The sequence below is a fragment of the Oceanimonas sp. GK1 genome (assembly GCF_000243075.1).
Lineage (GTDB): Bacteria > Pseudomonadota > Gammaproteobacteria > Enterobacterales > Aeromonadaceae > Oceanimonas.
This window is the reverse complement of sequence record NC_016745.1, coordinates 2,529,590-2,553,221: the sequence shown is the minus strand read 5'-3', so window position 1 is coordinate 2,553,221 and position 23,632 is coordinate 2,529,590. Positions and strand designations below refer to the sequence as shown.

22 protein-coding genes and 1 riboswitch are annotated in these 23,632 nt (G+C 60.0%); of the genes, 15 read left to right on the top strand and 7 right to left on the bottom strand.

All coding sequences use genetic code 11. From position 1 onward, the window contains the following. Positions 1-43 precede the first annotated feature (43 nt). The 5 genes from acsA to GU3_RS12040 are packed head-to-tail and all read left to right on the top strand — an operon-like array spanning position 44 to position 5,201. On the top strand, positions 44-1,828 hold the full coding sequence (acsA, locus tag GU3_RS12060) for an acetate--CoA ligase (protein ID WP_014292816.1): 1,785 nt from the start codon (positions 44-46) through the stop codon (positions 1,826-1,828). Next, positions 1,806-2,804 carry a pyruvate dehydrogenase (acetyl-transferring) E1 component subunit alpha gene (gene pdhA / locus GU3_RS12055; protein ID WP_014292815.1) on the top strand — a complete coding sequence of 333 codons (999 nt, stop codon included), beginning with the start codon at positions 1,806-1,808 and terminating at the stop codon, positions 2,802-2,804. The genes acsA and pdhA overlap by 23 nt, the downstream gene beginning before the upstream one ends. Continuing rightward, complete coding sequence (locus tag GU3_RS12050; RefSeq protein ID WP_014292814.1) at positions 2,801-3,784, top strand: alpha-ketoacid dehydrogenase subunit beta; 984 nt, start codon at positions 2,801-2,803, stop codon at positions 3,782-3,784. Before pdhA ends, GU3_RS12050 begins: the two co-directional genes overlap by 4 nt. Continuing rightward, the gene (locus GU3_RS12045; RefSeq protein WP_014292813.1) at positions 3,781-4,920 is read left to right on the top strand and encodes a dihydrolipoamide acetyltransferase family protein; all 1,140 of its coding nucleotides are present in this window, start codon (positions 3,781-3,783) and stop codon (positions 4,918-4,920) included. Before GU3_RS12050 ends, GU3_RS12045 begins: the two co-directional genes overlap by 4 nt. Next, positions 4,917-5,201 carry an acyl carrier protein gene (locus tag GU3_RS12040; protein WP_014292812.1) on the top strand — a complete coding sequence of 95 codons (285 nt, stop codon included), beginning with the start codon at positions 4,917-4,919 and terminating at the stop codon, positions 5,199-5,201. The genes GU3_RS12045 and GU3_RS12040 overlap by 4 nt, the downstream gene beginning before the upstream one ends. A gap of 25 nt (positions 5,202-5,226) precedes the next feature. On the opposite strand, the gene ribA is transcribed toward GU3_RS12040, so the two are convergent. After that, complete coding sequence (ribA, locus tag GU3_RS12035) at positions 5,227-5,826, bottom strand: GTP cyclohydrolase II (protein WP_014292811.1); 600 nt, start codon at positions 5,824-5,826, stop codon at positions 5,227-5,229. A gap of 204 nt (positions 5,827-6,030) precedes the next feature. On the opposite strand from ribA, the gene cmk reads away from it, so the two are divergent. The 7 genes from cmk (at position 6,031) to GU3_RS12000 (ending at position 11,453) form a co-directional block, all read left to right on the top strand. Next, positions 6,031-6,711 (top strand): (d)CMP kinase, encoded by a 681-nt coding sequence (gene cmk, locus GU3_RS12030; protein ID WP_014292810.1) that lies wholly within the window; start codon positions 6,031-6,033, stop codon positions 6,709-6,711. 112 nt (positions 6,712-6,823) lie between these two features. Then, a complete protein-coding gene (rpsA, locus tag GU3_RS12025) occupies positions 6,824-8,494 on the top strand; it encodes a 30S ribosomal protein S1 (protein ID WP_014292809.1) in 1,671 nt (556 codons plus the stop codon). 65 nt (positions 8,495-8,559) lie between these two features. Beyond that, entirely contained in the window at positions 8,560-8,841 is a 282-nt protein-coding gene (gene ihfB / locus GU3_RS12020; RefSeq protein ID WP_014292808.1) for an integration host factor subunit beta, read from the top strand. A 90-nt stretch (positions 8,842-8,931) separates the two neighbouring features. Further along, entirely contained in the window at positions 8,932-9,219 is a 288-nt protein-coding gene (locus tag GU3_RS12015) for a LapA family protein (RefSeq protein WP_014292807.1), read from the top strand. An 8-nt stretch (positions 9,220-9,227) separates the two neighbouring features. Next, positions 9,228-10,397 (top strand): lipopolysaccharide assembly protein LapB, encoded by a 1,170-nt coding sequence (lapB, locus tag GU3_RS12010; RefSeq protein WP_014292806.1) that lies wholly within the window; start codon positions 9,228-9,230, stop codon positions 10,395-10,397. A 101-nt stretch (positions 10,398-10,498) separates the two neighbouring features. Continuing rightward, positions 10,499-11,212, top strand: a complete 714-nt coding sequence (pyrF, locus tag GU3_RS12005) for an orotidine-5'-phosphate decarboxylase (RefSeq protein WP_014292805.1) — start codon at positions 10,499-10,501, stop codon at positions 11,210-11,212. Further along, a complete protein-coding gene (locus GU3_RS12000) occupies positions 11,205-11,453 on the top strand; it encodes a DUF3820 family protein (protein WP_014292804.1) in 249 nt (82 codons plus the stop codon). Before pyrF ends, GU3_RS12000 begins: the two co-directional genes overlap by 8 nt. A gap of 173 nt (positions 11,454-11,626) precedes the next feature. On the opposite strand, the gene GU3_RS11995 is transcribed toward GU3_RS12000, so the two are convergent. After that, on the bottom strand, positions 11,627-12,034 hold the full coding sequence (locus tag GU3_RS11995; RefSeq protein ID WP_014292803.1) for an H-NS family nucleoid-associated regulatory protein: 408 nt from the start codon (positions 12,032-12,034) through the stop codon (positions 11,627-11,629). A 370-nt stretch (positions 12,035-12,404) separates the two neighbouring features. Next, positions 12,405-12,578: riboswitch (Lysine riboswitch) on the top strand. A gap of 70 nt (positions 12,579-12,648) precedes the next feature. Between GU3_RS11995 and GU3_RS11990 the strand changes: the two genes are divergently transcribed. After that, a complete protein-coding gene (locus GU3_RS11990; protein WP_041543184.1) occupies positions 12,649-14,199 on the top strand; it encodes a Na+/H+ antiporter NhaC family protein in 1,551 nt (516 codons plus the stop codon). Positions 14,200-14,297: 98 nt separating this feature from the next. Here the strand turns inward: GU3_RS11990 and GU3_RS11985 are convergent, their stop codons facing one another. From GU3_RS11985 to GU3_RS11965, 5 genes are all read right to left on the bottom strand, one after another. Beyond that, entirely contained in the window at positions 14,298-15,524 is a 1,227-nt protein-coding gene (locus tag GU3_RS11985) for an EAL and HDOD domain-containing protein (protein WP_014292801.1), read from the bottom strand. Positions 15,525-15,658: 134 nt separating this feature from the next. Beyond that, positions 15,659-16,936, bottom strand: a complete 1,278-nt coding sequence (locus GU3_RS11980; RefSeq protein ID WP_014292800.1) for an outer membrane protein transport protein — start codon at positions 16,934-16,936, stop codon at positions 15,659-15,661. A gap of 170 nt (positions 16,937-17,106) precedes the next feature. Further along, complete coding sequence (gene putP, locus GU3_RS11975) at positions 17,107-18,570, bottom strand: sodium/proline symporter PutP (protein ID WP_014292799.1); 1,464 nt, start codon at positions 18,568-18,570, stop codon at positions 17,107-17,109. A 161-nt stretch (positions 18,571-18,731) separates the two neighbouring features. Then, entirely contained in the window at positions 18,732-19,457 is a 726-nt protein-coding gene (locus GU3_RS11970) for a DUF3379 domain-containing protein (RefSeq protein WP_014292798.1), read from the bottom strand. Continuing rightward, a complete protein-coding gene (locus tag GU3_RS11965; RefSeq protein ID WP_014292797.1) occupies positions 19,450-19,965 on the bottom strand; it encodes a sigma-70 family RNA polymerase sigma factor in 516 nt (171 codons plus the stop codon). Before GU3_RS11965 ends, GU3_RS11970 begins: the two co-directional genes overlap by 8 nt. A 227-nt stretch (positions 19,966-20,192) precedes the next feature. On the opposite strand from GU3_RS11965, the gene fadI reads away from it, so the two are divergent. After that, positions 20,193-21,506, top strand: a complete 1,314-nt coding sequence (gene fadI / locus GU3_RS11960) for an acetyl-CoA C-acyltransferase FadI (RefSeq protein ID WP_014292796.1) — start codon at positions 20,193-20,195, stop codon at positions 21,504-21,506. Next, on the top strand, positions 21,503-23,611 hold the full coding sequence (fadJ, locus tag GU3_RS11955) for a fatty acid oxidation complex subunit alpha FadJ (RefSeq protein ID WP_014292795.1): 2,109 nt from the start codon (positions 21,503-21,505) through the stop codon (positions 23,609-23,611). Before fadI ends, fadJ begins: the two co-directional genes overlap by 4 nt. Positions 23,612-23,632 lie beyond the last annotated feature (21 nt).

Here is a 23,632-nt window from a genome sequence, read left to right as displayed (position 1 = left end):
CCGCTCTGCCACCCGTAAAGCCACCGGCAAGCAGGAGGCTCGCATGGGCTTTGAAATCATCACCAAGACACCGGAGCCGTCCGGCCTCAGGCCCAATCTGCCGGACTACCGGCAAGGCTGTCGGCAGTTTGACTGGCAGCAGGCCAGAGCCAGGCTCAAGGGTCGTGACGGTGACATCAACATCGCCTTTGAGGCACTGGACTGCCATGTGCTGGACGGGCAGGGCGAGCAGACCGCGCTTGTCTGGCTGAGCAAACAGGGGGAGCGGCGCACCTTCAGCTACCGTGAATTGCAGGGGCTCAGCAACCGCTTTGCCAGCCTGCTGGCCGGCCTGGGCGTCGTCAAGGGAGAAACCGTGTTCAGCCTGTGCGGACGCACGCCCCAGCTGTATGCCGCCTTGCTGGGCAGCCTGAAAGCCGGCGCCGTGTTTTGCCCGCTGTTCTCCGCCTTTGGCCCCGAGCCCATTCGTTCCCGTATGGAGATTGGCAATGCCAGGGTATTGATCAGCAGCGCCCGTCTTTATCAAAAGAAAGTGGCGCCCTGGCGCAGCGAGCTGCCTTATCTTCAGCATGTGTTGCTCTACGACTGCCACGGCGACTGCCCCGCCGGCTGCCTGGATCTGGACTCCGCTCTGGCGGGGGCCGCCGAAACCTTTTACATCTGCCCGACGCAACCTGAAGATCCGGCCCTGCTGCACTTTACCAGCGGCACCACCGGCCTGCCCAAGGGCGCCCTGCATGTGCATGAGGCGGTGGTGCATCACAGTTATTCCGCCTGGTGCGCGCTGGATCTGCATCCCGGCGACATTTACTGGTGCACGGCGGATCCGGGCTGGGTTACCGGCACCAGTTATGGCGTGATTGCCCCCTTGTGCAACCGAGTCACCCTGGTCGTGGACGAGGCGGAGTTCGATCCCGAGCGCTGGTACCGGATCCTGGCCGACGAAAAGGTCAATGTCTGGTATACGGCCCCCACCGCCATTCGCATGCTGATGAAAGCCGGTGACGAGCTGCCGGCTCGGTATGATCTGGGGGCACTGCGTTTTCTGGCCAGCGTCGGCGAGCCGCTCAATCCCGAGGCGGTGGTCTGGGGGAAGCGGCTATTTGGCATGCCTTTTCACGACAACTGGTGGCAGACCGAAACCGGCGGCATCATGCTGGCCAATTTTGCATCCGAGCCGGTGAAGCCGGGTTCCATGGGGCAGCCGCTGCCGGGCATCACGGCGGGCATAGTCCGGGTGGATGACCAGGGGCGGCTCACCGAGCTGAGCGCTCCCGGCCAAGTGGGCGAGCTGGCGCTGAGGCCGGGCTGGCCGTCCATGTTCAGGGGCTATCTGCATGATGAGCAACGTTACCGCCACTGCTTCAGGGACAACTGGTATCTGAGCGGCGATCTGGCCTGGCGGGATGAAGACGGTTATTACTGGTTTGTGGGGCGCAGCAAGGAGCTGATCAAGTCTTCCGGCCATCTGATCGGTCCCTTTGAGGTGGAAAGCGTGCTGCTCGAGCACCCGGCGGTGGCGGAAGCCGGGGTCATTGGTATTCCCGATGTGGTCGCCGGGGAAGTGGTGAAGGCCTTTGTGGCGCTCAAACCCGGTTATGAGGCCGGTGAGGACGTGCTGAAAAGCCTGATGGCCCATGCCAGAAAGCGCCTGGGCCCGGCGGTGGCGCCCCGGGAGATCGCCATCAAGGACAATCTGCCCAAGACCCGTAGCGGCAAGATCATGCGCCGCCTGCTGCGGGCCCGCGAGCTGGGCTTGCCACCGGGCGATATTTCCACCCTGGAAAGCGATGAGGGCAACGGTTATGAACACTCACGCCGAAGCTGACGGCAGCGGGCCGGACAGCCGTCACTTGCTGCAGTTGCTGCAGGCGATGTTGCGCATTCGCCGTTTTGAAGAGCGCTGCGCCGAGCTGTATATGGAAGAGAAAATCCGCGGCTTTCTGCATCTCTATATTGGCGAAGAAGCGGTGGCGGTGGGCGTGATGCAGGCGCTGACGGCGGAAGATGCGGTGATCGCCACCTACCGGGAGCACGGCCATGCGCTGGCCCGAGGGCTGGACATGAAAGCGGTGATGGCCGAGATGTTCGGCAAAGCCGGGGGCAGCAGCCGGGGGAGGGGCGGCTCCATGCATATTTTCGACAAGAACAAACGTTTCTATGGTGGCAATGCCATTGTCGCCGGCGCCCTGCCGATGGCGGTGGGCATGGCATTGGCCGACAAGCTGCAGGGGCACAAGCGGGTGACCTGCTGCTTCTTCGGTGAAGGGGCGGCGGCGGAAGGGGAATTTCACGAAAGCCTCAACCTGGCCCAGCTGTGGCGGTTGCCGGTGTTATTTGTATGTGAAAATAACCGCTACGCCATGGGCACGGCCCTGGCCATCTCCGAGTCGGAGCAGCGGATCTTCAAAAAAGCCGAAAGCTATGGCCTGGTCGCCCGCGAGGTGGACGGCATGCAGGTGGCGGCGGTGGAAGCGGCGGCGCGGGAATGTTGCGAAGCCATTCGTCAGGGGGGCGGGCCTCGTTTTCTGGAATGTTTGACCTACCGTTTTCGCGGTCACTCCATGTTTGATACCCAGCTTTACCGTACTCCGGAAGAAGTCGAGCAATGGCAGCAAAAGGGCCCCATTGTGCAGCTCAGGCAGCGTCTGGAGCAGAGCGGTGAGCTGGATGAAGCCCGGTGGCAGCAACTGGAACAGGCGGTCAGATTGGAGTTAAATGAGGCTGTCTCCTTTGCCGAGCAGTCGGCGTTTGAGCCCGAGTCGGAGCTGTGCCGCGGCGTCTATCAGGAGCCGGAAGCATGAATATGCCAGACATCAGCTATCGGGAAGCGGTGCGGGAAGCCATACGGGAAGCCATTCGGCAGGATCCCCGGGTATTCCTGATGGGCGAGGACGTGGGCCATTACGGTGGCTGCTATGCGGTGACCAAGGGGCTGTTGCAGGAGTTTGGCGAGCAGCGGGTGCGGGATACGCCCTTGTCCGAGTCCGGTTTCGTCGGTGCGGGGATAGGCGCGGCGCTGGGTGGCATGCGGCCCATTGTGGAAGTGATGACGGTCAATTTCAGCCTGCTGGCGCTGGATCAGATCGTTAACAATGCCGCCACCCTGCGCCATATGTCCGGTGGTCAGCTGGGAGTGCCGCTGGTGATCCGCATGGCCTGCGGCGCCGGCCGGCAGCTGGCGGCCCAGCATTCCCACAGTCTGGAAAACTGGTATGCCCACGTGCCCGGCCTCAAGGTGCTGGCGCCGGCCACCCTGGCCGATGCCCGTTACATGCTGGCGATGGCCCTGGCGGATCCCGATCCTGTGCTGCTGTTTGAGCATGTGCTGCTCTACAACATGACGGGGCCGGCCCCCACGGCGGAGGAATGCCCCGACATGCACCGGGCACTGGTGCGCCGGCAAGGGACGGATCTCAGCCTGGTCAGCTACGGTGGCTCCCTGCCCAAAGCGCTGGAGGCGGCCGCGTTGCTGCAAGGCTGGGGCATCAGCGCCGAGGTGGTGGACCTGCGCTGTTTGCGTCCGCTCGATAGCGACACCCTGTTTGCCTCGGTCAACAAGACCCGGCGCCTGCTGGTAGTGGACGAAGGCTGGCGCACCGGCAGCCTGGCCGGCGAGATTTGCGCCCAGGTGGCGGAGCATTGCTTCTGGTCGCTGGATGCACCGCCCCAGCGGGTGTGTAGCAGAGAGGTACCGATCCCTTATCCCCGGCATCTGGAGCTGGCGGCCACCCCCCAGGTCGAGGGCATAGTGGCTGCCGCCATCAGGGTGGTGGGAAAATGATCAAAACCATCAGCATGCCATCCTTCGGATCCGACATGGCCAAGGGCACGGTGGCGGAATGGCGGGTGAAACCCGGGGATGCGGTGCACCGGGGCGATGTGATCGCCACCATCGACACCATGAAGGGGCTGATTGATCTGGAGGTCTTTGACGAAGGCGTAGTTGAGACACTACTGGCACCGATAGGTGAGTCGTTGCAGGTGGGTGAGCCCATCGCTCGCTTGCGCCTGAGTGGTGATGCCGAACAGGAGGAAACGGTCAGAGAACCCAGGGTACCGAATATGCCTGAGCCGGAACCGACCAGGCCGGCGGCTGCCGGGAGATCCGTTCGCATTTCGCCGGCGGCCCGCCAGCGAGCCGGCCAGCTGGGCATCGACTGGCGTGGTCTGGGACCCGGCAGCGGACCCGATGGCGCCCTGGTGCTGGCGGATATCGAGGCGTTGGCGTCATCTTCAAAGCCGCAGGAAGCGGAGCCGCGAATGCGCCAGGCCATTGCCGATGTGGTGAGTCGCTCCAAGCGGGAGATCCCCCATTACTATCTGGAGCAGGATATTGCCCTGGCGCGGGCCCAGGCCTGGTGCACGGCCTTTAATCATGGCAAGCCCGCCGAACAACTGGTGCTGGTCAATGCCCTTGTCTACTGTGCCCTGGCTCGAGCACTGGCCGAGTTTTCCCGCTTCAACGGTTTTTACCGGGACGGTCACTATTACAGCGAACCCCGGGTGCACCTGGGCAACGTCATCCACCTGCGCCGGGGCGGGCTGGTGGTGCCGGCCATCCATGACGCGCACCTACTGGGAGCGGCACAAATGATGGCGGCCCTTCGGGATCAGGTGATCCGGGCCCGGGAAGGAGGGCTGCGCAGCGCTGAACTGCAGGAGGCGACGGTGACCGTGTCCAGTTTGGGGGAGCGGGGAGTGGATCGCATTCAGGGGGTGATCTTTCCGCCGCAAGTGGCCCTGCTGGGCATGGGTCGGGTGCGCCTGGCTCCCTGGGTACAGCAGCAGAACATAGTGCCCATGCTCCAGGCCAGTTTCAGCCTGGCCGCCGACCACAGGGTGAGTGACGGTCACGAGGGCGCCCGTTTGCTTAACCGGATAGACAACTTATTGCAACAGCCGGAGCAACTGGAATGAAAGACAAGCAAGCGCTGACCGAGCTGGTCTGTCGCCACATTCGGGACATAGCACCGGATGCCGATACCGCACAGCTGGACCCGGACGAAGACATGAGAGATGCACTCGATCTGGACTCGATGGATTTTCTGCGGCTGGTTGAGGCGCTGGGCCGGGAGCTGGGGATACTTATTCCGGAAGCCGACTTTGCCCGCATCACTCGGCTGTCGCAGATGGTGGATTACCTGAGCCGGCACACCGGCAAATCCGGGCAAAAAAATACCGGCCCGGGGCCGGTATGACTCATGGGGCGGGGGAGAGGGACTTTCAGTCCTGCTCTTTCAGCATGTGGCCCAGCTTGCCGGCCTTGGTGTCGAGGTAATGCTCGTTGAAGGGATTGCGGCCTTCCTGCAGCGGCAGGCGCTCGGCCACCTTGATGCCGAAGTTCTCCATCGCCTTGACCTTGCGCGGGTTGTTGGTCATCAGCCGAAGCTCGCTGACCCCCAGGCTGCGCAGCATGTCGGCACAGATGGTGTAGTCACGCATGTCGGCGGCAAAACCCAGCTCCACGTTGGCTTCTACCGTGTCCTTGCCCTGATCCTGCAGGTGGTAGGCGTGGATCTTGTTCAGCAGGCCAATGCCCCGGCCTTCCTGACGCACATACAGCAATACACCCCGGCCTTCCCGGGCAATGCGCTCCAGCGCGGCCTGTAACTGAAAGCCACAGTCGCAACGCAGGCTGAACAGGGCGTCGCCGGTCAGGCACTCGGAATGAATGCGTGCCAGCACCGGCTCACCGTTGCCGACATCCCCCATGACCAGGGCGGCATGATCCTTGCCCGTGCCCTTTTCTTCAAACCCGACCAGGGTAAAAGTGCCCCAGGGAGTAGGCAGTTTGGAGTTTGCCATTCGGGTAACACTGCTCATGGCGTTCCTCTTTGAGTCAATTCATCAATAAAAAATGGCGGTTATTGTAAAGCGGATGGGCCGGCAGGTATAGGCGCAATCGCGCCATGGCATTTGTTAATTGTTTGTAATGCCTGTCTTTGTGGCACAACTTGGTTATAATGCCGCCCGCGCGGCGCCCGTCTTCAGGCGGTGTGCCCGGACTCATGATTAACTGGAGGATGTATGTCTGAACAAGCTCCCGTCATCACTGTGGATGGCCCGGGCGGTGCCGGCAAGGGAACCCTCTGCCAGCTGTTGGCCGAGCAACTGGAATGGCACCTGCTCGATTCCGGCGCCATCTACCGGGTGCTGGCACTGGCCGCCCTGCACCACAACGTGGCTCTGAATGACGAAGCGGGCCTGATGCCCCTGGCAGCTCACCTGGACGTGCAGTTTCCGACCGCAGGCGGTGAAATCCGCGTGATCCTGGAAGGCGAAGACGTTTCCCGGGACATCCGCACCCAGGAAGTGGCCGACGCGGCCAGCAAGGTGGCGGCCTTTCCCAGGGTACGCGAAGCGCTGCTGCGCCGCCAGCGCGCCTTTCGCGCCCGGCCCGGCCTGATTGCCGACGGGCGCGACATGGGCACCGTGGTGTTCCCGGATGCGGAGGTCAAAATCTTTCTCGACGCCAGCGCCGAAGAGCGTGCCCGCCGGCGCCTCAAGCAGTTGCAAGACAAGGGCTTTGATGTTAGTTTTGACCGCCTTTTAAGCGAAATACAGGAACGTGACGACCGGGACAGAAACCGGGCCGTGGCGCCTCTCAAGGCGGCCGATGACGCCTTGGTTATCGACTCCACCAGCCTTTCCATAACAGACGTGCTGGACAGGGTGCTGAGTCATACTAAGGTTAAACTTGGTCGTTAAGCCATTTGGCAATGCCACCCTCAGGGAAGAAGGGCGGAATGTGTTAGTCACCCCACGTGTGCCGGAATGCCCCGTGGATGTTCAACTCAAACAGTGTGTATTCATTAATCATATGACTGAATCTTTTGCTCAACTCTTTGAAGAGTCCCTGAAAGAACTCGAAACCCGTCCGGGCTCCATCGTCAAGGGCACCGTTGTTGCCATTGAAAACGGCATCGTGCTGGTTGACGCCGGTCTGAAGTCCGAGTCCGCCATTCCCGCCGAGCAGTTCAAAAACGCCCAGGGCGAGCTGGAAATCAGCGTTGGCGATGAAGTAGACGTAGCGCTGGATGCCGTGGAAGATGGCTTCGGTGAGACTCAGCTGTCCCGTGAAAAAGCCAAGCGTCACGAAGCCTGGCTGCAGCTGGAAAAGGCCTACGAAGACGAAGAAACCGTGACCGGCGTGATCAACGGCAAGGTCAAGGGTGGCTTCACCGTGGAAGTGAACAGCATTCGCGCCTTCCTGCCGGGCTCCCTGGTAGACGTGCGTCCGGTTCGCGACACCACTCACCTGGAAGGCAAAGAGCTTGAGTTCAAGGTCATCAAGCTGGACCAGAAGCGTAACAACGTGGTGGTTTCCCGTCGTGCCGTGATCGAAACCGAAAACAGCGCCGAGCGCGAGCAACTGCTGGAAAACCTGCAGGAAGGCCAGGAAGTCAAGGGTATCGTCAAGAACCTGACCGACTACGGTGCTTTCGTGGATCTGGGCGGCGTCGATGGCCTGCTGCACATCACCGACATGGCCTGGAAGCGCGTTAAGCATCCTTCCGAGATCGTGAACGTTGGCGACGAAATCAACGTTAAGGTGCTGAAGTTCGACCGCGAGCGCACCCGTGTGTCTCTGGGTCTGAAGCAGCTGGGCGAAGATCCGTGGGTAGATATCGCCAACCGTTACCCGGAAGGCACCCGTCTGGCCGGCCGCGTGACCAACCTGACCGACTATGGCTGCTTCGTTGAAATCGAAGAAGGCGTAGAAGGCCTGGTTCACGTGTCCGAAATGGACTGGACCAACAAGAACATCCACCCGTCCAAAGTGGTTTCCGTTGGCGACAACGTAGACGTGATGGTGCTGGACATCGACGAAGAGCGTCGTCGTATCTCCCTGGGCCTCAAACAGTGCAAGTCCAACCCGTGGCAGCTGTTTGCAGAAACCCACAACAAGGGCGACCGTGTTTCCGGCAAGATCAAGTCCATCACCGACTTCGGTATCTTCATTGGTCTGGATGGCGGCATCGACGGTCTGGTTCACCTGTCCGACATTTCCTGGAACGCCAACGGTGATGACGCCGTTCGTGATTTCAAGAAAGGCGACGAGATCGAAGCCGTTGTGCTGCAGGTCGATCCGGAGCGTGAGCGCATCAGCCTGGGCGTGAAGCAAATCGACGAGGATCCTTTCAATAAGTACCTGTCTGACAACAAGAAAGGTGCTATCGTTAAGGGTACCATCACCGCCGTTGACGCCAAGGGCGCTGTGGTTGAGCTGGAAGAAGGCGTGGAAGGTTACATCCGCGTTGCCGACATCTCCCGCGACCGCATCGAAGACGCCTCCACCGTGCTGAACGCTGGTGAAGAAGTTGAAGCTCGCTTCATGGGCATCGATCGCAAGAACCGCACCGTCAGCCTGTCCATCCGCGCGAAGGACGAAGCTGAAGAGAAGGCCGCTATCGACACCCTGAACCAGCAAGACGAAGTTGTTGGTCTGAGTGCCATGGCAGAAGCATTCAAGGCGGCAAAAGGCGAATAAGCCTGACCGTATTGAAACAAGGGGCCTCATGGCCCCTTTTTGTTTTGTGTTCCGGAGACTGAATCATGACAAAATCCGACCTGATTGAACGACTGACCGAGCAATATGCTCATCTTTCTGCCAAGGAAGTGGAAAACGCCATCAAGGAAATTCTGGAGCAAATGGCGTCAACGCTGCAATCGGGTGACCGTATTGAAATTCGCGGTTTCGGCAGTTTCTCCCTGCATTATCGGGCTCCCCGCCTGGGCCGCAATCCCAAGACCGGTGAAAAGGTGGAACTCAACGGGAAATACGTTCCCCATTTCAAACCGGGCAAGGAGCTGCGTGAGCGGGTAAACCCGGCGTGAGCTCACTTTTCCCGGTGGCTGCGCTGGCGAAGCCCGGGCTTTTTCGGGATAATGCCAATTACTCTAAAATCAGGATGTTGAGAGGGTAAGGTGAAAATTGTTTTTGGCCTGATAATTCTGGCGATCCTTTTTGCGGTGGGTCTGACCCTGGGCTCCCAGAACGACCAGCTGGTGCACGTTAACTATTTGCTGGCCCAGGGAGATTACCGTCTTTCTTCCCTGCTGGCGGTGGTGTTTGTGGCCGGCTTTCTGATTGGCTGGCTGGTATTCGGCCTGGTCATGCTGCGCCTTAAAATGACCAACAAGGGACTGAATAAAAAGGTGGAACGTCAGCAACGGGAACTGGAAGAGCTCAGGGCGCTGCCGGTTAAGGACTGACGAATTTCATGCTGGAATTGTTGTTTCTGCTGCTTCCGGTGGCAGCGGCCTATGGCTGGTATATGGGCCGCAGAGGCGTTCGCCAGGACGTGCAGAAACAATCCAGTCAATTCTCCCGGCAATATGTTGCCGGGTTGAATTTTTTGCTTTCCGACGAGCCCGACAAGGCGGTGGACCTCTTTATTCAGCTGTTGCAGGTCGACAGCGAAACCATTGAAACCCACCTGGCACTGGGCAACCTGTTCCGCACCCGCGGTGAGGTGGACAGGGCCATCCGCATTCATCAGAATCTCATTGCCCGGCCCAACCTGTCCCTGGAGCAACGCCACCTGGCCATGCTGGAGCTGGCCCGGGATTTTTTTGCCGCCGGCCTGCTGGACCGGGCCGAACAGATCCTGAGCGAGCTGAAAGACGATCCCGACTACGAGCAGGATGCCCTGGAGCTGCTGATGACCCTCTATCAGCAGTTGCGGGACTGGGAGCAGGCCATTGCGGTGGCCACCCGCCTCAAGAAACGCCAGGGCAGCAAGGCGTTGGTGCCCATGGGACATTTTTACTGCGAGCTGGCCGAGCAGAAATGGCAGCGCCAGGATGCCAGGGGCGCCATAACCGATTTGAAAAAGGCGCTCAAGGCCGATCCCGGCTGCGTGCGCGCCAGCATGCGGCTGGGCGCCATGCACATGGCGGCCGGCCAGTGGAGCCAGGCCGCCGCTTGCCTGCAGCAAGTGTTTGAGCAGGATAGGGGCTTTGTCAGCGAAGTGCTGGCGGACCTGCAGCACTGTTATCATCAGCTGGGGCAGGACGACGCCTTTACCAGCCTGCTGGAGCAGTGGGTGGCGGCGGACAGTGGCGCTACCGCGGTGTTGATGCTGGCGGAGCGGGTGGCGGCCAGGGAAGGGCAGGTCAGCGCCGAGCAACTGGTGCTTGCTCATTTGCAACGGACTCCTACCATGAAGGGGTTTTACCGGCTGATGTCCTACCACGCCGCCAATGCCGAGCATGGCAGGGCCAGAGCCAGCCTTGAGATGCTCAAGGCGCTGGTGGCCGAGCAGATCAAGGCCAAACCCAGCCATCGCTGTGGCCAGTGCGGATTTTCGGCCCGCAGTCTGTTCTGGCAGTGTCCGTCCTGTAAACAGTGGGGCACCATCAAGCCGGTACGGGGACTGGACGGGGAATAAATTACGACAGGGGTGAAGCGTGAGGAGTGAGGGGAGAGAAACACCGGGTTTTTCTCCTCACCTCTGACTCCTCACCCCTCACAAAAAAGAAAAGGTAATCCATGCAAACATCACACAATGGCGATCCCAAGGTACTGATCGCCCTCGATTTTGCCGATGAGCAGCAGGCTCGCGCCCTGGTAGCTCAAATGAGTCCGACCCAGTGCCGGCTCAAAGTGGGCAAGGAAATGTTCACCCTGTTTGGCCCCGACTTCGTGCGCCACCTGGTGGCTCAGGGGTTTGATGTGTTCCTGGACCTCAAATTCCACGATATCCCCAACACGGTAGCCAAGGCCGTGGCCGCCGCTGCCGAGCTGGGGGTGTGGATGGTCAATGTGCATGCCAGCGGTGGCAGCCGCATGATGGAAGCGGCCAAGGCGGCTCTGGCACCCTACGGTGACCGAGCCCCCCTGCTGATTGCGGTGACCGTGCTCACCAGCATGACCGCCGAAGAGTTAACCCAGACCGGCGTGCTGCGCTCGCCGGCCGAGCAGGTGCTGGCACTGGCGCGGCTGACCCAGCAGGCAGGGCTCGACGGTGTGGTGTGCTCCGCCCAGGAAGCCAGCTTGCTGAAAAGCGAGTTGGGCCCGGATTTTAAACTGGTGACCCCGGGTATTCGCCCGGCGGGCAGTGAGGCCGGCGATCAGCGCCGTATCATGACGCCGGAGCTGGCGCTGAAAGCGGGCAGTGACTACCTGGTGATTGGTCGCCCCATTACCCAGGCCGCGGATCCCGCCGCCGCCTTGGCGGCCATCAATGCCAGCCTGCATGGCTGAGTCGGTTCTGCCCGGCCTGGATCAGGCCGGGTTGCTTCGCATTATTCGCAAACCCATGCCCTATGGTAAATACCGCGGCCAGCCGCTGTTGCGGCTGCCCCTGGCCTACCTGTGCTGGATGGAACGCAAAGGCTGGCCCGAAGGCGCCCTGGGCGCCGAGCTGGCGCTTATTTACGAACTGAAACACAATGGCCTGGATCAGGCTCTTTATGGGTGGGTGCGCCCTGAGCAACAGGGATGATGGCCTGGGCGTATTTATGGCGGTGAAGGCAGCGATAGCGGGATGATGGAAACGCGCCCTGCGCCATATTCCGGCGCAATATACGCTAAGGGCATTAGGAACAGGGTTGTCATCCCTATTTTCGGTAATAAAAAACGGGGCCATTTGGCCCCGTTTTGACAACTCGTGTTGTATTACTGGTTGATCAGAAATTGCTCCAGGGAGCCGCCATTTTCGATGGCTTTTTTGATCACGGCGGGCTGACGGCCCTGGCCGGTCCAGGTTTTATATTCACCGTTGTCATCGGTGTAGGCGTATTTGGCAGGACGCTTGCTGCGCGGCGCAGAGGCTTTCTTGGCCGGCTCAACCACGCCGGCCAGTTCACTGATATCAATGCCGTCGGCAGCCAGCATATTGGCGTATTCCTTGAGCTTGCGCTCTTTTTCTTCCGCCTTGGCGCGTTCTTCTGCTTCGGATTCGCGGCGCTCATCTACCACTATAGTCAGTTTGCTCAGGGCTTCTTCCAGCTGCTCCATGGTCAGTTCGCGGGCGGCGGCGCGCAGGCTGCGAATATTGAGCAGGGTTTTCAAAAAATCGGTCATCTTGTTCACCTGTAGTATCTTTGTAATCGTTCTAATGGTTTAAATTTACCGTCAGAAGTGCATTGTTGCAAGTAAATTGATTTTATCTTTTCCATTTCAATCCATATTGTACGGGAACTTTTCAAAATGGATTTTATATCTATTGCAATATGCAAAGGTATTCTCTGCCTGAGAATCATATTAAATCTATGGAATCAGCAGGGCAGCACAGAGAGCGAGAGGGTAAGCAGCACAAGATGTTAGCCTTAAGCCGAGTTGAAGGAAATCTTTATCATTATATAAGAAAAACACACCATTTCTTATAACAATTCGCTCACAAAGTAGCAGGTTCTGTTGATCTTTCATATTTAGGCAGTAAAATCCGCCAACTTACCTGCGTAGAGGCGCAGCGCTTATCAGTAGACCGGAACAGGGTGATGCCGTTGACCCCGGTTGAAAGGAGGCGTTGCCGAAGTGGCGGTTTTTATCGAGAACCGGCTGCTGGGATCAGTGCTGAAAAGGCTGATACTGTCACGATAGCTGATCGTGATGCGCTACTGCTGGGAAAGATAGGACGAGACAGCTCGGTTTCCTGCTCCTGGTGGTTTTTTATTACTCAACATTCAGGGGCCGCTGTGGAAGCTCATCCGTTTATTCAAAGTGTCTGGTCGTTGTTACCTCCCGTGCTGGCCATTCTGCTGGCCATTGTTACCCGTCGAGTGCTGTTATCCCTGGGGCTGGGCATTGTGTTGGCGGCCTTGCTATTACAGCAATTCAATCCACTGGCAGCGCTTTCCCATGTGGCAAGCAAGGTGTTTTCCCTGCTCTGGAGTGAGGGGGAGCTGAACGAATGGAACGTCAATATATTGCTGTTCCTGTTGTTGCTGGGCTGCATTATCAGCATGCTGAGCCGCGCCGGCGCGACTCATGCCTTTGCCGAGTGGGCCCAGGCGAAAATTAAAAGCCGCCGTCAGGCCAAGGCCATGACAGGTCTGCTGGTGTTTGTTTTTTTTATTGACGATTATTTCCACAGCCTGTCGGTGGGCACCATTTGCCGGCCGGTGACCGATCGTTTTGGCATTTCCCGGGCCAAGCTGGCCTATTTGCTGGACTCCACCGCTGCCCCCATTTGCGTATTGATGCCGGTGTCGTCCTGGGGAGCTTATATTATTGCGCTGATCGGCGGCATTCTGGCTGGCTTCGGCCTGACCGGACAAAGCCCGCTGGCGGCCTTTATGACCATGGGCGCCATGAATTTTTACGCCATTTTTACCCTGCTGATGGTGATCCTGGTGATTCGCGGAAAGTGGGATCTGGGGCCAATGAAACATCACGAGACCCGGGCCCTGGAAGGGGAGCTGTTTGATACTGCCAAGGGCACGCCACCCGGTGTACACGATCACGAGGTATCCGGCGGCCGGGTATCGGATTTGCTGCTGGCCATTGGCGGGCTGACGCTGGTCACCGTGGCCGGTCTGCTGTGGACCGGCGCCCTGGCGCTGAGCGAGGCCGGACAGCCCTTTACCCTGCTGGGCGCGCTGGAAAATACCAACGTGGGCCGGGCGCTGGTGGCTGGTGGCCTGGCCGGACTGGTGATCTGCGCCATTGCCTTGGTGCGCGAGCGTACTTCGGGTCGCGACTGGCTGCATACCCTCAAGGTGGGTCTCAAGGGCATGTTGCCGGCCATCTATATTCTGCTGTTTGCCTGGACCATCGCCGGCCTTATCAGCGAGCTGGCCACCGGCAAGTACCTGGCGTCTCTGGTGCAGCAAAACCTGCCGCTTTACCTGCTGCCGGCCATGCTGTTTGTACTGGCGGGCATCATGGCTTTTGCCACCGGCACCAGCTGGGGCACCTTTGGGGTCATGCTGCCCATTGCCGCCGACATGACTATGGCCATTGATGCCCAGATGCTGCTGCCGGGCATGGCGGCGGTGATGGCCGGTGCCGTGTTTGGCGATCATTGCTCGCCGATTTCCGATACCACCATTCTTTCCTCCACCGGGGCGTCCTGCCATCACATCGATCATGTGATGACCCAGCTGCCCTATGCCCTGTCCATGGCCGTGGTCAGCATTGCGGGATTTCTGGCCCTGGGGGTGACCGGCAGCCTGCTGGCGGGCTTTATGGCGGCGGCCATGGTCTTTGCCCTGGTGCTGGGATTCTGGGCACTGACCCGGCGCTGAGTAGCCTGTGAGCATCAAAAAACGGCCACCCTGGGGTGGCCGTGCTGGTTTATACCCAGGCGCCGTGTTGCGCCTGGCGCCGGTGTGACAATACGGGGTTAGGGCCGGTTGGCATCAATGCGATTGCTCCAGCAGACGGCCTCTTCATAGCAGCGGGCATTGATCTCGGGTTTCATGCCCAGGAAGTCGAGCCGCCGTTGCAGCCTGGCCCAGTCGGCCTGCTCATGTTCACGCACCATGCCAAGCAAAAAGCCCAGCTGGCCCTTGCCGCTTTCCAGGGCCTGGCGTACCGAGTCCGACACCGGCAACTGGGGCAGAATGTCCGCCAGTGGCCGCTCCAGCAACACATCCAGCAGAGAAAACAGGCCGCACATAAAGGCGTCGTCGGCCATGTCCTGGTTGATGTGCCCAGCCAGCAGTTCGCACCAGCGGGCGCGCACAATGGACAGCCGGTACAGCTCGCGATTTTTCTTTTTGCCGATATAGGCGGTCATCACCATGGCGGTAAACCGTTTGAGCTGCTCCTGACCCAGGTACACGATGGCATTACGCAGGTTTTCGATGCTGCGGCGTTTGTAACCCAGGTGCAGGCTGTTGACGTAACGCAACAGATTATAGGTCAGCGGCAGATCCCGGCTGAACAGCCCGGTCAGGCGGTCGTAGTTGATATTCTGCTCGCTGACCGCGGCCAGCAGTTCAAAGGCGGTGGTTTCATCGGTGGTCAGCAGCCGGCGTCTGATGACCTGGGGCTGCTGAAAGTAATAACCCTGAAAATAATGAAATCCGGCCCGGCGCGCCGCTTCAAATTCTTCCCGGGTTTCCACCTTTTCCGCGATAAAACGCAGCGCCTCAAAGCGGGAATACTGTTCAATGAGCTGGCGGCATTGCGCCAGGGGCAACTGACGTAAATCCAGTTTGATAAAGTGGAGATACGGCAGAAATTCGTACCAGTCGTCTCCCGGAATATGATCGTCCAGCGCCACCTTGATGCCCATGGCATGGAGCTGTTTTACCCGGTTCAGCAACCGCAGGGTGGGTTTGGCGTCTTCAAGGATTTCAATCACCAGGTTGTGCTGCCTTAGCCCTTCGGCCAGCCCTTCTTCCAGCAAGGTTTCGGGAAAATTGACAAAACACATGGCAGCGCCGACCAGATCGTCGATTTTCTCACTGAGAAATTGCTCGGCAATCAGTCTGCGGGTGGCCTGTTCGGCACAGATATCAGGAAAACGATTTTCAAGGCCAAGCCGAAACAGCAGTTCATAGCCCAGCGGGTTACCATTTTCATCAAGAATGGCCTGGCGCGCGACAAAACTGTAATTGTCCATGAAAACACCACAATAAAACCGAACGCCGTAATATACAGGAAGCAACTGGGCTAGACCAAGTTTCATACAGCCACATTAAAAAATAAAAACGCCGGTTGGCGTTTTTATCGACAAAAAGGGAGTGTTGACGGCATTCAGAATTGATAGTTCATCTGCAGGCCCAGCAGCCAGGCGTCGCCGCCGGAAGTAAATTGATAGGGGGTTTCGTTCACCTCCACCTGGCCACCATGCAGAAACGCCAGGGCGGCATCCAGGCTCAGCGCTTGGTTCACCGCAAAGGTGGCGCCCAGGGTGTACCAGGTGCGATCCACGTCCGGAATGGAAATGCTGCGGGTTGCCGCCGGCACCGGTGACTGGTCGTAGGCCAGGCCACCGCGTAGGATCCATTGATCGTTCATCAAATGCGTAACCCCGGCGCTGACCCGCCAGCTGTTTTTGAACTTTTCATCTTTCTGAAAGCAGTCAGGGGTACAACGGGGGTCATTACTGATCGCTTTCAGCTCTTCAAAGCTGCTCCATTCGGTCCACATCAGACCATAGTGCAAAGCCCATTCGGGATTAACCTGATGGAAGCCTGACAGTTCCGCAATGGCGGGCAGTGTCAGGTCAAGAGTAGCCGGTGTTGGTTGACCGCCTGTATTAATACCTGAATAGTCTCCCGCCATTGTGAGGTCGATTTCAGAACGGTAAGTCAGCGCCCAGCGATTATGTTCGTCCGCCTCCAGCAGCAGGCCGATATTCCAGCCATAACCCCAGTCATCGCCTACCAAGCGGGCTACTTCGTCGGTGGCATTACCGCCAAATCCTTGGGGTGGCGGTTGAAGGCTGGCAATCCCTTTATGCCTTATCAACTCCGCATCCGCATACACCGCATTAAACCCCGCCCCCAGCGACAGATGCCGATTCATTCGATAGGCAATATTGGGGTTGAGGTTAAGGGTGGTCAGGGCGGTTTTACCCGCCACCGGCCCGGCGTAGTGATTATCCTGATAGCTGGTAGACAGACCGTAATTGGTAAAGGCGCCAATGCCGGCGGCCCATTGTGCATTAATGGGCTGCACATAATAGAAAAAGGGCACGACCGCATCGTCGGCAATATCATTAGACTGGGTGGGCAAGCCTGCCTGACTGGCACCCGCAGCCTGTTGCTGCGTGGGCTTGCCTTCCACATCAATTTCCGGGTTCACATACACCGCCCCCGCCGACAGCGCCGGACGGTGAAATAACGTCATGGCGGCCGGGTTGCGGCCCAGCACCGCGGCATTGTCGGCGGCCGCGCCTTCGCCGGCGTAGGCCCGGCCCAGGCCGCTGGTGCTCTGCTCCGCCAGCTGAAAGGCCGCCGAGTGGGCAAGGCCGGTGGCCATGGCGGCCGAGGTGGCCAGCACCGACAGTGTCAACGTCTTTTTGCTCATAATGCACTCTCGCTGTGTAGGGTGAACAAAGGGGGCGCGACAACACAACGCGGCCGGCGGAAGCAAACAGCGCCTACCAGTGGCCAGCGTAGTCAATAAGTCATAAAAAAGTAAAACGGGCGTTTATAAAAAAGGGGCCGGAAGGCCCCTTTTGTGAGAAAAATCAAACCTTAAAGCTCGGATTCCATACGCCGGAAACCCAGGGTGATGGTTTTGGACGGCTCCTTGTCGGCGCGGCTGACCAGAATACAGGCCAAGGCACAGACCACAAAGCCGGGGACGATTTCGTACAGGTCGAACAGGCCGCCTTCCAGCTGTTTCCAGCCGATGACCGTCAGTGCCCCGAGAATGATGCCGGCCAGGGTGCCGTTACGGGTGAGGCGTGGCCAGAATACCGACAGGATGATCACCGGACCAAAGGCAGCGCCAAAGCCGGCCCAGGCATAACTCACCAGGCCCAGCACCGTGGTTTGCGGATCCATGGCAACCACCATGGCGAAGATAGCCACCGCCAGCACGGCAAGACGGCCGACCCACACCAGCTCGTAGTCGCTGGCCTTGGGACGCAGCCAGCGCTTGTAGAAGTCTTCGGTCAGGGCGGAGGAGCACACCAGCAGCTGGGAGTCGATGGTACTCATGATGGCGGACATGATGGCGGCGATCAGGAAGCCGGCCACCCAGGGGTTGAACACGGCATTGGCCAGGGCCAGGAATACGGTTTCCGGGTTTTCCAGCGGAGCACCGCTGAAATACACGGCGCCGGCCAGCCCCACACCCAGGGCGCCAATCAGCGACAGTATCATCCAGCTCATGGCGATACGGCGCGACAGCGGCACCGAGCGGGGCGAATCAATAGCCATAAAACGCGCCAGAATATGGGGCTGACCAAAATAACCCAGGCCCCAGGCCAGCAGGCTGAGACCGCTCAGCAGCGAGAAATCATGGAACAGATCGAGCTTGTGCTCGCCCATGCCGTCCAGCGTCGCCATGGTCTGCCCCATGCCGCCCAGCTCGTTCATCACCGCCCAGGGCATGATGATCAGCGCCAGCAGCATCAGAATACCCTGGAAAAAGTCGGTCCAGGACACCGCCAGAAAGCCCCCCATAAAGGTGTAGGCCACGATCACCGCGCCACCCACAAAGAGGGCGGTGAGGTAAGGCAGGCCAAAGACCTTCTCAAACAGAATGGCACCGCCCACCAGGCCGGAAGAGGTGTAGAAGACGAAAAACACCAGTATGGTGAGGGCCGAGATCACGCGAATCAGCCCGCTTTTGTCATCCAGCCGGTTTTCCAGAAAGTCGGGCAGGGTCAGGGAGTCGTTGGCCTGTTCGGTATATACCCGCAGCCGTTTGGCCACAAACAGCCAGTTGAGCCAGGCGCCGATCACCAGGCCAATGCCAATCCAGGCCTGGTTGATGCCGTGCAGATACACGGCGCCGGGCAGGCCCAGCAGCAGCCAGCCGCTCATGTCCGACGCCCCCACACTGAGGGCGGCCACGCCCGGCCCCAGGCGGCGACCGCCCAGAATATAATCGCTCAGCGAGCTGGTGGCCTTGTAGGCCACCACGCCGATCAGCATGGTCAGCACCAGATAGCCGACAAAGGTAATTAAAATAGGGAGTTCAATGGTCATAGCGCGTTCCTGTTGTTGCAAACAGCATTAATGGCGTCCGTGTGAGCAAGGGGCTCAAATGTTACACCAAAAGCGGGTACAACTCTTATAGTAGTATGGCGCTTAATGGAACGGGGGTGGAAAACTGTGAGGGGGAGCCAGGGCTCCCCCGGAAGGAGGGATTAAATGGCCTTTTCCATTGATGCCTTGATCTTTTCCGCCATGCGGTGCACGTTTTCCTGGCGATCGCTGACCACCACCAGGCGGTTATAGCTCATGGTCATGACCTCGCCATGCAGGTTGTCTTCGGTAAAGCGTTCCTGCAGTTGCATGGCGCGCTCCATGGGCACCAGAAATACATGTACCCGGTCGTGCTCTCCCTGAATAACGAGATGGGCCGCCGGGCCGCCGGCAAACATGCAATGGTTGGCATAATAAATCTTGCCGACCTCGGTCATGTCGTGCAGCCGGGTGCCGTAAGGACGCAGCTTGGCGTTGACCGTGGTCAGGCTGACTTCTTCATCGATATAGTGAGTAAACGGCATTTCCTGCAGCACATGGTGCATGGCCACCTGCGCCACCGACGGCAGTTCGGCCACCGCCTGAGGGGAGAAGGTGACAAAGCGGGTGGCAAAGCCCAGAGCAAAGGCCACCGAGGCTGCCACGGCCAGGTGCCGCCAGCCGGGCGCATCGCTGTCGGGCTGGCGCAGCAGGTGGGACAGCATAAGCTTGTCGGGCAGGGTGGCCGGCACCGGCTCTTCCAGGGCGCAGGAGAGTTTGTGGTTAAACGCCTTCATGTCGTCCAGAAACTGACGGTTGCCGGGGCTGGCAGAAGAAGCGGTCAAAAACTCGGGGCTTTTGTCATCGGGATCCGCATAGGCCCGGCGGCGGAATTCCAGATCATCCATTGCTGAGACCTCTTGCAGTCTTGTCTCTTTCCAGGGCCTCTTTCAGCTGGTTGCGTGCGCGGAAGAGGCGGGTCATCACGGTATTCTTGTTCAAGTCCAGTATTCCGGCTATTTCTTCTCCACTAAAGCCGCCGATGACCTGCAGCAGCAGCGGCTCACGATATTCAGGGGCCAGCCCGGCAATGTGCCGGCGCAGCCACTCGTTTTCCATGTTCTGTTCAAGCCCCGGCGACTTGCGATCCGGCACCGCCGTGGTTTCGATATCCACCAGATCGAACTGTTTTCGCTCAAACCGGCGGGCGTTTTCCCGGCGCAAAATGGTGATCAACCAAGCCTTGGCGGCCTTTTCTTCCTTCAGGCTGTCGAGCGCCTTCCAGGCCCGCAGAAAGGTCTCCTGCACCAGGTCTTCAGCCACCTGCCGGTCATGGCACAGCCAGAAGGCATAGCGGAACAAATCGCCATGCAAGGCATACACCAGAGCCTCGTAACGTTTTTGTTTTATCATCATGTCTCTAGAGACCGAGCGCTGCCCTTGTTGCTTTCGCTTGAATACGGAAATCATCACTTACCCCATGTGGGTGCCTGTAGTTCAGTCTAACCACTGTTGCTCCCCGGTGCGACCAACTTGTGTACGGCGGCGATCGGTAACGCGCAACGTGCCTGTTTGAAACCGCCATCGCCGTTGCTACTATGCTGTGAGGTCGAACCTCCAGCTACCACGGACAAGGAGCGCCCATGTCGTCGACTTCCCTCCTTACTACCCGCCACGGGGATCGCATTGCCATCGTGACCGGGCTGCGCACGCCCTTTGCCCGCCAAGCCACCCTGTTCAACGGCATAGCCGCGCTGGATCTGGGCCGCATGGTGGTGGCCGAGCTGCTGGCCCGCGCACCGCTGGCGGCCAGCGACATTGAGCAACTGGTGTTTGGCCAGGTGATCCAGATGCCCAGTGCCCCCAATATTGCCCGGGAAATTGTGCTGGGCACCGAACTGCCGGTGAGCACCGACGCCTACAGTGTGACTCGGGCCTGTGCCACCAGTTTTCAGGCGGTCTCCAGCCTGGCCGAGTCGATGCAGGCGGGTCGGGTGGAGGTAGGCATTGCCGGCGGGGCCGACTCCTCCTCGGTGCTGCCCATCGGGGTGTCCCGCCGGCTCGCCGATGCGCTGCTGGCGCTCAGCAAGGCCAAAAGCTGGAAACAAAAGCTGGCCATCGTACGCCGGCTGCGCCTGAAAGACCTGGCGCCGGTGCCGCCGGCCATTGCGGAATACTCCACCGGGCTCACCATGGGCCAGACCGCCGAGCAAATGGCCAAAAGTTACGGCATTTCCCGCCGGGAGCAGGACGAATTCGCCCACCGCTCCCATCAGCTGGCGGCCCAGGCCTGGGAGCAGGGCCGGCTGCATGACGAGGTCATGACCGCCTATGTGCCGCCCTTTCGTGCTCCCGTTGAGCGGGACAACACCCTGCGCGCCGAGGCGAGCCCGAGTGACTATGCCCGCCTGAAACCGGTGTTTGACAGGCATCATGGCAGCGTGACTGCCGGTAACAGCACGGCACTGACCGACGGTGCCGCCGCCATTCTGATGATGACCGAAAGCCGGGCCAGGGCGCTGGGGGTAACACCGCTGGGCTATTTGCGCAGCCATGCCTATGCCGCCATTGAGGTGCGCCACAACATGCTGTTGGGGCCGAGTTACGCCACGCCGAGGGCACTGGCCCGGGCCGGTTGTTCCCTGGCCGACATGGATCTTATCGACATGCACGAGGCCTTTGCCGCCCAAACCCTGGCCAACCTGCACTGTTTTGACAGCCGGAGCTTTGCCGAGCAGGAGCTGGGGCAGAGCGCGCCCATCGGCAGTGTGGACATGAGCAAATTCAACGTGCTGGGGGGCTCGCTGGCCTATGGCCATCCCTTTGCCGCCACCGGTGCACGCATGATCACCCAAACCCTGAACGAGCTGAACCGCCGGGGCGGTGGCCTGGCGCTCACCACCGCCTGCGCCGCCGGCGGCCTGGGCGTGGCCATGGTACTGGAGGCAGCCCAATGAGCGAACATACCTTTACCCTGCGCATTGACGACGGCATTGGCATCATCACCATGGACGTGCCCGGCGAGCGCATGAATACCCTGCGCGCCAGTTTTGCCGGCGAGCTTCGCGCCCTGCTGGCCGAGATTCGGCAGAATGCCGCCATTACCGGGCTGGTGCTGCGCTCCGGCAAACCCGACTCCTTTATTGCCGGCGCCGACGTGCACATGCTGAATGACTGCACCACGGCGGAGCAGGCCGAGGCCCTGGCCCGGGCCGGGCAGGCCCTGTTCAACGAGCTTGAAGCGCTTGAGCTGCCGCTGATTGCCGCCATTCATGGCCCCTGCCTGGGCGGCGGCCTGGAGCTGGCGCTGGCCTGCCATGGCCGGGTGTGCAGCGAGGACGACATTACCCGCCTGGGCCTGCCCGAGGTACAGCTGGGGCTGATTCCCGGCTCCGGCGGCACTCAGCGATTGCCCCGGCAAGTGGGGCTGGTGCGGGCGCTGGACATGATGCTCACCGGCAAGCAGTTAAGGCCCAAACAGGCGCTCAAAGCCGGCTTGGTCAACGACATGGTGCCGCACAGCATTTTGCTCGATACCGCCGTGGCCATGGCGAAACAGGGCAAACCGGGCCGTACCCGCAAACCCGATGTTAAAACCCGGCTGCTGCAAGGCAATCCCCTGGGGCGCAAACTGGTGTTCGACCGGGCGCTCGGCACCCTGCGTCACAAGACCCGGGGCAACTATCCGGCGCCGGAAGCACTGCTGGAGGTGGTGCGTACCGGTTACCAGCGCGGCATGGCCGAGGGATTGAAGGCCGAAGCCGCCGCCTTTGGCAAGCTGGTGATGACGCCGGAGTCGGCGGCCCTGCGCCACCTGTTTTTTGCCACCACCGAGATGAAAAAGGAAACCCGTTATGACGGCGCCGAGCCTGGCCCGGTAAACCGGGTGGGGGTGCTGGGTGGCGGCCTGATGGGCGGTGGCATTGCCTTTGTGACCGCCACCAGGGCCGGCTTGCCGGTGCGTATCAAGGACATTGGCCACAAAGGCATTAACCAGGCCATGGCCATGGCGCACCGCCTGCTCAGTAACAAGGTCACGAAAAAGCAGTTGAGCCAGCCCGGAATGAACCAGCAACTGGCCCGGCTCACCGGTACCCTGGACTATCGCGGTTTTGAGCGGGCCGATCTGGTGGTGGAAGCGGTGTTTGAGGATCTTGAGGTGAAACGCCGCATGGTGAGAGAGGTGCAGCGCCATTGCCCCGAGCACACGGTGTTTGCCAGCAACACTTCGTCGCTGCCCATTCACCAGATTGCGAAAGGCGCCGAGCACCCCGAGCGGGTGGTGGGGCTGCACTATTTCAGTCCGGTGGAAAAAATGCCCCTGGCGGAAGTCATTCCCCACGCCGGCACCAGTCCGGAAACCGTGGCCACGGCGCTGAAGCTGGCCCGTGCTCAGGGCAAAACCCCCATAGTGGTCAAAGACAGTGCCGGTTTTTACGTGAACCGCATTCTTGCGCCTTACCTTAATGAAGCGGCCCGGCTGCTGCTGGAAGGCGAACCCATCGAGGCCATTGACCGGGCGCTGGTGGACTACGGTTTTCCGGTGGGGCCCATTACTCTGCTGGACGAAGTGGGCATCGACGTGGCCGCCCACATCGCGCCGGTACTTGAAAACGAGTTGGGGGAGCGGTTCAAGGCGCCGGCTGCCTTCAGCAAGCTGCTGGACGACCAGCGCCTGGGCAAGAAAAACGGCCGGGGCTTCTACGCCTTTAACAAAAAAGGCAAGCCCGCCGATCCCGAGATGTATCGATTACTGGGCATCACACCCCAGGCTCGGTTGCCAGCCCAGGACCTGGCCGAGCGCTGCGTGCTTGCCATGCTTAACGAAGCGGCGCTGGCGCTGGATGAGGGGGTGGTGGCATCCACTCGGGATGGCGACGTGGGTGCCGTGTTCGGCATTGGCTTTCCGCCCTTTACCGGTGGGCCCTTTCATTATATGCACCAGCAGGGCATCGACCGGGTGGTGGCCAACCTGGAAGAGTACGCCCGCAAATACGGCCAGCGTTTTGCCCCCTGCGGGCCGCTGCGGCAAATGGCAAAAGAAGGGCGCAGCTATTACTGACGCCAGTAAGGGGTGAGGATG